General features: G+C 47.8%; 12 protein-coding genes. 6 read left to right on the top strand and 6 right to left on the bottom strand.

Annotated features, from left to right (window positions below; all coding sequences use genetic code 11):
* Positions 1-516: 516 nt before the first annotated feature.
* The gene (locus QUA54_RS12475; protein ID WP_333414873.1) at positions 517-1,191 is read left to right on the top strand and encodes an SDR family oxidoreductase; all 675 of its coding nucleotides are present in this window, start codon (positions 517-519) and stop codon (positions 1,189-1,191) included.
* A 16-nt stretch (positions 1,192-1,207) separates the two neighbouring features.
* Here the strand turns inward: QUA54_RS12475 and QUA54_RS12470 are convergent, their stop codons facing one another.
* The 3 genes from QUA54_RS12470 to QUA54_RS12460 all read right to left on the bottom strand — a co-directional run bounded on the left by QUA54_RS12470 (position 1,208) and on the right by QUA54_RS12460 (position 3,216).
* Positions 1,208-2,179 (bottom strand): transposase, encoded by a 972-nt coding sequence (locus QUA54_RS12470; protein ID WP_333414872.1) that lies wholly within the window; start codon positions 2,177-2,179, stop codon positions 1,208-1,210.
* Between the two features lie 205 nt (positions 2,180-2,384).
* On the bottom strand, positions 2,385-2,555 hold the full coding sequence (locus tag QUA54_RS12465) for a hypothetical protein (RefSeq protein WP_333414871.1): 171 nt from the start codon (positions 2,553-2,555) through the stop codon (positions 2,385-2,387).
* Positions 2,556-2,736: 181 nt separating this feature from the next.
* Positions 2,737-3,216, bottom strand: coding sequence for a hypothetical protein (locus QUA54_RS12460; protein ID WP_333414870.1), 480 nt, complete (start codon positions 3,214-3,216; stop codon positions 2,737-2,739).
* Positions 3,217-3,298: 82 nt separating this feature from the next.
* Between QUA54_RS12460 and petN the strand changes: the two genes are divergently transcribed.
* The 4 genes from petN to QUA54_RS12440 all read left to right on the top strand — a co-directional run bounded on the left by petN (position 3,299) and on the right by QUA54_RS12440 (position 4,760).
* Positions 3,299-3,388, top strand: coding sequence for a cytochrome b6-f complex subunit PetN (petN, locus tag QUA54_RS12455; protein WP_071883976.1), 90 nt, complete (start codon positions 3,299-3,301; stop codon positions 3,386-3,388).
* 92 nt (positions 3,389-3,480) lie between these two features.
* Positions 3,481-4,083 carry a DJ-1/PfpI family protein gene (locus tag QUA54_RS12450; protein ID WP_333414869.1) on the top strand — a complete coding sequence of 201 codons (603 nt, stop codon included), beginning with the start codon at positions 3,481-3,483 and terminating at the stop codon, positions 4,081-4,083.
* A gap of 160 nt (positions 4,084-4,243) precedes the next feature.
* On the top strand, positions 4,244-4,486 hold the full coding sequence (locus QUA54_RS12445) for a DUF167 domain-containing protein (protein ID WP_333414868.1): 243 nt from the start codon (positions 4,244-4,246) through the stop codon (positions 4,484-4,486).
* A gap of 85 nt (positions 4,487-4,571) precedes the next feature.
* Positions 4,572-4,760 (top strand): CsbD family protein, encoded by a 189-nt coding sequence (locus QUA54_RS12440; protein ID WP_172186207.1) that lies wholly within the window; start codon positions 4,572-4,574, stop codon positions 4,758-4,760.
* A 290-nt stretch (positions 4,761-5,050) separates the two neighbouring features.
* On the opposite strand, the gene QUA54_RS12435 is transcribed toward QUA54_RS12440, so the two are convergent.
* From QUA54_RS12435 to QUA54_RS12425, 3 genes are all read right to left on the bottom strand, one after another.
* Positions 5,051-7,003, bottom strand: coding sequence for a calcium-binding protein (locus tag QUA54_RS12435; RefSeq protein WP_333414867.1), 1,953 nt, complete (start codon positions 7,001-7,003; stop codon positions 5,051-5,053).
* A gap of 6 nt (positions 7,004-7,009) precedes the next feature.
* A complete protein-coding gene (locus QUA54_RS12430) occupies positions 7,010-7,186 on the bottom strand; it encodes a hypothetical protein (protein ID WP_333060313.1) in 177 nt (58 codons plus the stop codon).
* 281 nt (positions 7,187-7,467) lie between these two features.
* Positions 7,468-8,601, bottom strand: a complete 1,134-nt coding sequence (locus QUA54_RS12425; protein WP_333414866.1) for a cob(I)yrinic acid a,c-diamide adenosyltransferase — start codon at positions 8,599-8,601, stop codon at positions 7,468-7,470.
* A 227-nt stretch (positions 8,602-8,828) separates the two neighbouring features.
* On the opposite strand from QUA54_RS12425, the gene fraC reads away from it, so the two are divergent.
* Entirely contained in the window at positions 8,829-9,347 is a 519-nt protein-coding gene (fraC, locus tag QUA54_RS12420; protein ID WP_172186210.1) for a filament integrity protein FraC, read from the top strand.
* The last annotated feature ends 1 nt before the right edge of the window (position 9,348 follow it).

The following is a 9,348-nucleotide window of genomic DNA, read 5'->3' as shown; positions in this document are numbered from 1 at the left end:
GATGAAAATCCATGAGCTTAGCCTCTAGCATAAAGTTCATATATTATACAGTTTACACCGCAAACCCAGAAGACCCGCAATAAGTTGTCAACCAATAACTAATTAATGGGAACCAAATTAATTCAATCGTTAAGTGAGGTAAATCTAAAAACCTTTGTAATTTACGTCGCCGACTTTCGGCTGTAATTAGACAGGGAAATACTCGGGAGAGCCTCTCTAATCTCACTTGTTTTTCTGATTGCATCAAGGATAGCAAAATTGTCATCACCAAAAACTGAGATGGCGTCAGGTATTTTTGTAAATGACTCTGGTAGAATCTTAGTATCATTATTTTTTTGGATAGGCAAGCGTGTAACAACTCTGCTGCCTATCTTTTTTTACCACAAATTGGCTCAATCCTTACTAAATATGGGTTTGGGGCGGGTCGTCACCCCCCCAGCCAATTGACAGAGGATTGTTGTATAATAATCCACCGTCAAATAAACCAATTTCTGCACCAATTAAATCAAAATTGATATGACAGAGAAATCCCACATTTTTTTAGCTGGTGCTAGTCGAGGAGTCGGCTTAGAAATCGCGAAATGTCTGGCAGCACAAAAGGTGCAAGTAACAGCACTTTTGCGATCGCCCGCTACCAGTACCGAATTAGAAGCAATGGGCATCAAAGTCGTGACTGGCGATGCTTTGGATGCAGCAGCTATGGAAGCTGCGATGGCTGGCGGCGATCCAATTCATGCCGTAATCAGCACAATTGGCGGCTTGCCAAAAGATGGAGAAAGAGCCGACTATTTGGGCAACAAAAACTTGATTGATGCGGCTGTCAAAGCAGGCGTGCAAAAATTTATTTTAGTTTCATCCATCGGTAGCGGTAACAGTGCCGCTGCTTTGCAACCGCAGGTTTTGGAAACTTTGGGCCCGGTCTTAATTGAGAAAGAAAAAGCCGAAAATCATTTGAGAGAAAGCGGGATGATTTATACAGTGATTCGTCCGGGCGGACTCAAATCGGAACCTGCCACAGGCAACGGTATTTTAACAGAAGATTGTCTAGTTGCTGGAACTATTCACCGGGCGGATGTAGCGCAGCTAGTTTGTCAGTGTTTAGTTTCTGATGTTGCTAACAATAAAGTTTTGTCGGCTGTAGACAGGCAAATGCTTTACGGCAATCCAGAATTTGAGGTATTAAATCTTTAGATACTGTCTTGAACTGTCAAGGGGTAGCAGCCAAATAATTGGGATCGAAAGGCTTTTGGGACTTTAAAATACCAAAAGCCAAATGCACCAACTTCCGCATCAAAGCACCAATCACCTGCATTTTGACCTTGCCACGACCCAATAATCGGTCACTCATAGCCTTGAGTAACGGATTGTGACGCATCGCCACTACCGCAGGCAGATACAACGCTTTTCGGAGTCGGACATTGCCAGTGCAAGACAAACGAGTTTTGCCTTTAACCGAAGTCCCAGAACTCCGTTCACAAGGTGTTAAGCCTGCATAAGCTGCTAATTGACGGGCATTGTTGTAATCAGAAACATCACGGATTTCAGCTAATAATACTGAGGCCGTCTGTTCACCAATTCCTGGAAGTGAGGTCAAAAGATCACGCTGTTGTTTTAAATGTGGGTGCTGGTCAAAATGGTCACTAATCAGTTTTTTGATCAGTTGCTGTTGTTCTTTTAGGTACTCCAAATGTGCCAGTGTAAGACCGGCAACAGTTGGCGTAGCTGTTTCCAGACGGTTCTGCTCTTGAGTAGTCATTTCGATCACAGATTCGAGCCGTCGCAACAGGGCTTGTAATTCTTTGACTTCCGGCGCGGTTGGTGTCCACAAAGACGGTTTCATCGCTGCACAAAAACGAGCAATTAATGCTGCATCTACGGAGTCTGTTTTAGTTCTCAGAAGTTCACTCTTGGCAAACCCTTTAATACGAGCCGGATTGACGATACTAACCTGAAAGCTTGCCCTATAAAGGAATTCTGCCAAGGCTTCGCCGTAAATGCTAGTAGCTTCCATGCAAGCATGGAGTTCGACGACACTTTGTTGTTTGAGCCAGTTATATAAACTCTCAAACCCTTGAATGTTGTTCGTGAACTTTTTGGGTTTAGTTGCACGACTTTCTTTCAGTAATGAGACGTGAAAGTCTCTTTTACTGATGTCTATACCTAAGACTGTTGATGTCATTGTTGGCTCCCGATTTACTCCGATTTATGAAAGAACCGACAGGCAATTGAATACTAACCTTGTCAATGCAGGCTTTCCCGATAATACCGAGAGCCTCAGATACTGTCCAGTGTTGTGTGCGCCTGTCATCAGTAATGGGAGCTTATCTACGCAACAGACTTGTTTAGTCTAAGGGGCGGGCCAACTTCACCGATTTCTGATGTCCTTAAACAGCACTTTCTACTGAAACTTGCACCTTAGTCAGAAACTTTTCTAGTTTCTTTAGATTTACCAAGAATAAGGTAAGAGCGCCTGAAAGTCGGTACGACCGCCTGATTGTTGGCTCGATCGCCCACTTGTCGGTACGATCGCCTAAAAGTCGGTATGATTGAATCAATGACGTGGCGATCGACCGTCCTCACTCTTTTAAGATACAAGGGGCGGGTTTAGCGCAAAATAAGCTGTCTCGCATCTAAATTTTATTTTTTGGGCGGGCTAGAAGCCCACCCCACAGGAAAATTGAACTTTTGTGGAACAGGCATCTTGCCTGTTCATAAAAATGCTGCAAGATTTGGCACTCAAGAATCGAAAGGCTTAATCCACGATCGCCCGATCGCCCAATCCAAAACCAAACCCGCGATCGCAAACAATACCACACTCTCGGCACCGCGAACAGCAAACGGCAATAACTCCTGTAGGGCGGGCATCTTCCCGGGTTCAAAAAACAATCCAGCATCCAACTGTCCAAAAGCCCGCACCAACCCAAAAGCCAACACCGCACCCGATTTAAGCTGCGCGTTAACATCTCGGCGAATCGCATAGCGGTAAGTCACGCCGAACAAAAAACCGCCCAAAAGTGCGCTCGCCCCTCTGAAGGCAAAATTTAGGTCAATTTCCCTTACCTGCAAACTCGCCAGAGAATCCAACCTATCCGCTAGAATTAAGCTATTACCAAGGGCGATCGCCCCAAAAGCCAGCAAACAAGACAAAGCAGCAACACTCCCTGCTTTCAAAGATTCTACCCGTTCAGCGGCACTAAAATTTGACGAGTCCTTCACAGCGCCCTCATTTCAAAAATGGCTCAAATTGACTTATCATAAGGTTTGGAGTCACTTTGTACAGTTTGTTCAATAAATAGCTATGGATATTTTGTCACTCGGTTGGGTTTCGGTGCTAGTTCTGTTCTCCTTCTCAATTTCAATGGTCATTTGGGGACGCAACGGTTTCTAGATTCCACAATAGCTTGCGGGGCAGGCTTTTTAACGGCCCCGCATTTTTTTTAAATCCTATTTAACACAATCAAAATAACAGGAGTTGGAAACATGACAGCCAAAAAAATCTTAATGTTAGTCGGCGACTTTGTAGAAGACTACGAAGTAATGGTTCCCTTCCAAGCACTGCAAATGGTAGGTCACACCGTCCACGCCGTCTGCCCGGACAAAGCAGCAGGCCAAACAATTCGCACCGCAATTCACGACTTTGAAGGCGATCAAACCTACAGCGAAAAACCCGGCCACAACTTCACTTTAAACGCTACTTTTGACGAAATCAACCCCGCCGACTACGACGCTTTGCTTATCCCCGGAGGACGCGCCCCAGAATACATCCGCCTCAACGAACAAGTCCTGCAAATTACCCGCTACTTTGCCAACAGCAAAAAGCCGATCGCATCTATTTGTCACGGCTTGCAAGTCCTAACCGCAGCAGGCGTACTCGAAGGCAAACGCTGCACCGCATACCCCGCTTGCAGCCCCGACGTACTCCGGGCCGGCGGCAAATATACAGAAGTTCCCGTTACCGACGCCGTAGTCGATGGCAACTTAATTACTGCCCCCGCGTGGCCGGCTCATCCTAACTGGCTGGCTGAATTCCTGAAAGTTTTGGGAACGAAGATTGAACATTCAGAAACAATCCTTGTTTCGTGAATGATAAATAGGAATTATGCTGTAAAACCAGGTTGATACGCAAAAGGTAATTGGTAATTGGCAATTGTCCTTTCTTCACGCTTGACTTCTTCCCTCAAAATCCCTCATTTAAATGGGTTAAATCCCGTACACTGCTTCCTTGCCAAACTTCCTTCAGACTTTGAAAATCTTAACAGTCAAAGTAAAACCTAATTCCAAACAGCAAAGCATCGCAGAACAACCAGACGGCAGTCTTACAGTACATCTCAAATCGCCGCCAGTCGACGGTAAAGCTAATCAAGAATTAATCATGCTGTTGGCGAAAAAGTTTAAAGTGCCGAAATCTGCGATCGGCATTAAATCCGGTTTTTTCTCCAGAAATAAACTTGTGGAAATTCCAATCGAACCTGTAACTGAGAAATAAAGGTAATAACAAATCTATCTAAAGAGGTATACAGACTCAACTTTAAAATCATATATTAGTAGTTGTAGAGTTACAATATAAAATTATGAGCATTGAAAATAGAGTCGAAGCAACAGCGAAGAATATTGAAGGCAAAATCCAAGAAGCTGTTAGCGAAGTTACAGGCAATCAGAAAGATAAATTAGAAGGTCAAGCCAAGCAAGACCAAGCATCAGCAATTCACCTGAAAGAAGACCTCAAAGATAAAGCAAAAGACATTGTAGACCGAGCTTAGTAACAGTATTTGCTACAAGTTTCCTGCCTACTCAATCCAGCAAACCTATCGTTTGCTGGCTTTTTTTGCGATCGCCCAAACTTGTAGGAGCAGTGAGGGGGGCTATTAGTGTCAGGCAAACACCTCGCGATGCAAAGAAACTCAGGCTCCCTGACGCACCCTGTTCCACTAACAATCGCTGCAATAAAAAAGCCAGGGATTTATATCCCCAGCTCTAAACATACCAGAATTAGTTTTGAGAGTTGGTAGGGCGATCGTTTCAGAATCGACCCCACCCACTTTTACCCAAATTAAATCAGGGTAATGTCAGAAGCCGTCACGCCCGGTCTGCCATTGAGAATTGCCAGCGTAACGCCTGGGTTAGCACCAGCAGTACCGTCAGGGTCAAATCCTAGTCGTCCGGTTCCATTTTCATAGAAGAGGAACGCATCTGACGCGGCAGCCCCGGCTGGACCAAAACTGCTAGTGTAAGCGCCGCTCTCAAGCACCAAGAACGACCTCGAAGAAACTCGATTCGTACCTTCGACTGCACTCAATCCGGGGAAGCTGTTGAATTGCAAGATAAACTTGTCTTGACCGGCCACAAAATCGCCGATTTGGTCTGGCCCACTACCCGAGTCGCCCTCGCCGAAGTTGTTGTAGTAGAAGCTGTCATTACCCGAGCCACCAAGCAGCGTGTCAGCACCAGGCCCCCCACCGAGAGAGTCGTTACCGTCACCGCCGATCAAATAGTCCTTACCAAAGCCGCCCAGCATCGTGTCGTTCCCGCCACCGCCATCCAAGGTATCATCCCCGAATGTGGTGTTGGATGAGTCGCCGAACAGTATGTCATCCCCGCTACCAGTAGTTATGACATCAGTGCCGTTGCCGCCAGTAATGAAGTTGCTGCCTAAGGTATCCGTAATCAAGTTGGCGACTGTGCCGGTAAAGGTGACGCCGGTGGCGTAGGAGATGATGTCGTTACCGGCAAAGTTGCCAATCACGCGATCGAACTGGCTGCCAAAGATGAATGTGTCACTTCCCTCGCCACCGTTCATGAGGTTGGTGACGGTGAAGGTGCTGCCAGTAGGATTAGTGTAGCCAATTAGCAGATCGCCGCCCAGCCCGCCGTCGAGAGTAACCAAAGCAGTACCAGTACCAGCAAAAATAGCCTTGGTAGCATCAATAGTATCGTTGCCGTCTCCACCGGAGGCTTGAGTAAAGCTACCGCTCAGGCTGTCGTTGCCATCACCGCCGACCATGGTATCAGTCGAATAAGCTGCAACGATCGTGTCGTTGCCCACTCCGCCGTCGAGCAAGCTCCGACCCGCGAAGCCTGGAAATGAACTGGAGGCGCCTACGCTCGAAACTGCAACTACCGTTGACGACACGATGAAGTCGTCGCCTGCACCTCCGAGGGCTGTATCCTGCGCTGCAAAAACCCTGATCGTGTCGTTGCCGTCCGCGCCGTCAAAGAAGTTTCTGCCGCTGCCAAACTCGCCAATGGCGCCGTAGAGAGAATCGTTGCCGCCACCGCCGATCAAGGTGGTTCTTTCAATGCCGACCGTGATGACGGTCGAAGCAAACGGGCTGGCTTGGGTACTGTTGGTAATGACTAAGATGTCGTCGTCATTATCGCCGGACAGGTAGCTGCTGCTGGCCACACCTCGTAGCGTGTCGTTGCCTCTACCGCCAAAGAGACTGTCTCTTACATTGATACCTACAACCAAGTCGTCGCCCAAATCACCCCGCAAGTAGTTGCTGCCTTCATTGCCAGCGAAGCCAATAGCCACGCCACCAGGTAAAGAGAGGTTGTTGCCACCGCCTGCGATGAAGAAGCCGATCGCGTCATTGTCTTTGCCGCCGTAGAGGGAGTCTCTTCTCTGCGCCCCTCCCAGCAGCGTATCTGCGCCCTGATTACCAAATATCAGGTTAGCTTCGACAGTACCTTGGAGAAAGTCTTCTCCCAAACCGCCGCCCAGGGTAGCCTGGGATTCAGCGACTATGGTGTCCGAGCCTGCTTCGCCGAACAGCAAAGCCGGAGTGCGCTGGGATCTGATTGAGTCTTCATCCTCCCCGCCGTACAGGGTATCGTTCGGGCCAACTGAAACCAGAGTATCGTTATCGGCTTGGCCAAATATTAAGCTGCCGCCCAGGGTGGAAGTTCTAACGAAATCCGCCCCGGCTCCGGCGAATATTGTATCCGGCCCTAGTCCCGGAAGGTTTAAATCTAGTTGATTAGGATTGTCATCTAACGTTGTCATAAAGCTTCACTCCTCTACTTGTTGGTCATCGCTGGTGCGACTACAGACACTGCCTAGAACACCGAATGTTTGGATTCCGCTGTAGTTTAACCTGTTTGCCAGCCGCAAGTCTAGCCTACTGGCGTTAACCCTGTCTAGACTTTCTCCCTCGCGGATTTTTTGCTTGTAAGCTTTTATTTTCAAAGTCTTCACCCTTTAATAATCCTGGTGCACTGTCTCAGGTGCTCACGCTCAAGAAGACGCGGCTCATATTCTTAATGTTCCATTCTGGATTGGCGGTCGGGGATCGCGTCCGGGGCAGGAAATTAAAGATTAAAAAAGGCAGATCTGGGTGATCGAGAAGACAAAGGAAATTGGGAGATTTGTTACTTGGTAACAAGGCTTTGTGGCAATTTGCGGTTTTCCAGGCAGGGTCGTCATTTAATAATTCTGAGTCCGGATCGAACTCCGTACCGCTCCGGGCTTTAAAAGTCTACGCCCCGCTTTAGTTCTACGCCCCGATCGCCGTAGTGTTTGTGACAGTATACCTCGGAGTGTACGCTTGCCAAGTCAAAGTAAGCGTGGGGTTTGTGGCAGCGCCCGGTGATAATAATTTCTGTATCCCGCGGCTTGCGTAGCAGGGCTTCTACGATCGGCTCTACCGACAGCAGTTCTAAGTCTACTGTGGGATTGAGTTCGTCGAGAATAATCGTTTTGTACCAGCCGCTGGCGATCGCACATTTGGCGATTTCCCAGCCGCGTTCTGCTTCGATGCAGTCTAACTCTTGCTGTTGCCCCCGCCAAACTATAGCATCCCGGCCGCACCGCTGGTGGTCTACTAGCTGCGGGTAGCTTTGGCGCAAAGCTGCGATCGCCGCATCTTCTGTATAACCGGTGCCGCCTTTGAGCCACTGCACGATTAACACGCGGTGAGATTGGTCTTGACTGATACCCCTACCTATTGCCTGCAAAGCTTTGCCCAAAGCGCTCGTAGACTTGCCTTTGCCCGCTCCCGTGTATATTTCGATACCCGCAATCTGATGCTCTGCCGCTGCGGGGTGATAGTGAGGCTTCATTTCTGAGTGCAAGTCGGCAATATCCAGCAAAGCTTCGGGGGCCGCTCGACCTGTGGCGATTACTTCTAAATATTCTGGTTTGTTTTTGAGGGTTTGGACTACTTCGTCCACTGGCAGCAAACCCAAGTCCAATACAGGGTTTAGTTCGTCTAGTACCACCACGGAATAGAGCAAGCTTGCGATCGCTCCTTTGGCGATATCCCAGCCTCGCTGAGCTTCTGCGCGATCGAAGCGGGTGATTGCTTCGGCCCCAAAATATTCGGCTCTGCCGGTGCGCACTTGGTCGATCAAGTGCGGAAATGCCCGTTGCAAGGCTTCTATTGCCCCGTCTTCGTCGTAGGAGCGGCCGGGGCCTTTGAGAAAACGCAGCAACAAAACTCGCGTGGGCGAGTCAGAATTGATACCCAGCCCGATCGAGCGCAACACTACTCCCAAAGCTGCCTGAGACTTGCCTTTACCAGCGCCGTCGTAGACGTGAATCTGACCCGCAACGCGTTCCGACCGGGATGAGGCTGTCCGAATACCAATGCCATTCCTTACCATAATCAGCAGTTATTTGAGTCTGTATCGGGGTGGGTATTCGATCGCGCGCCTTGAATGTTTAATTTTTCCATTCTGTTGGCGGATCTCAAAAGATTATACGATAAGTCCTAACCCCCAATCTTTTAAGCAGCGAGCAAACGCAATCAGGGGCTCAAATCTGCGGTTAAGATTATTGCGCTTGTGCTGTACAATTAAAACTTAACACGGGCTTATATACCTGAAAGCTTATGATTGCGAGTGTTTTCCCATTTCGGACTGTTTTGGTGCAAATTTTAATTATGTTTTTGGCGATCGCGATCGAATCGTGGTTTCTGCAAAAACTACTTAAACTCGGTCCCAAAACCAGCGTTGAATATACAGCCATCCTCAATCTATCTTGCACTTTCGTAGGCTGGTTAGTTTTCTTCGGCATTGAAAGCGTTCTTCCCAAAGATTTGCGGGAACAGCTTATCGGTTATATTTTATTAGGTCGAGGCCAGGATGTTTACGCTCGAATAACTATGATAGCAGTCTCAGTATTGGCAGTAACTTTTATAGCTAAATGGCAGGGATTAGGAATCATAGAAAACATAGTTTTAGGCAATAAAAAAGCTTCCAAAACTCAGTTTTTAGGACCGCCAACCCTCACCCGCCGTCCTCCCAAAAAAACTTTTCAAGTAACTACCCAGTTGGGGGGAATTTTAATCGCCCACACGGTTAGCAATTTCGTTATTTTAACCGTGTTGTTTTTGCAAAGTGTCAATTGAA

This window comes from Microcoleus sp. MOSTC5, from assembly GCF_036701825.1.
GTDB classification, from domain to species: domain Bacteria; phylum Cyanobacteriota; class Cyanobacteriia; order Cyanobacteriales; family Microcoleaceae; genus Microcoleus; species Microcoleus asticus.
This window is presented reverse-complemented; position numbering and strand designations above follow the sequence as displayed.

Bases quoted from the DNA above. Each gene is read 5' to 3' on its own strand.
- QUA54_RS12475 (WP_333414873.1), top strand. From the start codon at position 517: ATGACAGAGAAATCCCACATTTTTTTAGCTGGTGCTAGTCGAGGAGTC.
- QUA54_RS12470 (WP_333414872.1), bottom strand. From the start codon at position 2,179: ATGACATCAACAGTCTTAGGTATAGACATCAGTAAAAGAGACTTTCAC.
- petN (WP_071883976.1), top strand. From the start codon at position 3,299: ATGGATATTTTGTCACTCGGTTGGGTTTCGGTGCTAGTTCTGTTCTCC.
- QUA54_RS12450 (WP_333414869.1), top strand. From the start codon at position 3,481: ATGACAGCCAAAAAAATCTTAATGTTAGTCGGCGACTTTGTAGAAGAC.
- QUA54_RS12440 (WP_172186207.1), top strand. From the start codon at position 4,572: ATGAGCATTGAAAATAGAGTCGAAGCAACAGCGAAGAATATTGAAGGC.
- QUA54_RS12435 (WP_333414867.1), bottom strand. From the start codon at position 7,003: ATGACAACGTTAGATGACAATCCTAATCAACTAGATTTAAACCTTCCG.
- QUA54_RS12425 (WP_333414866.1), bottom strand. From the start codon at position 8,601: ATGGTAAGGAATGGCATTGGTATTCGGACAGCCTCATCCCGGTCGGAA.
- fraC (WP_172186210.1), top strand. From the start codon at position 8,829: ATGATTGCGAGTGTTTTCCCATTTCGGACTGTTTTGGTGCAAATTTTA.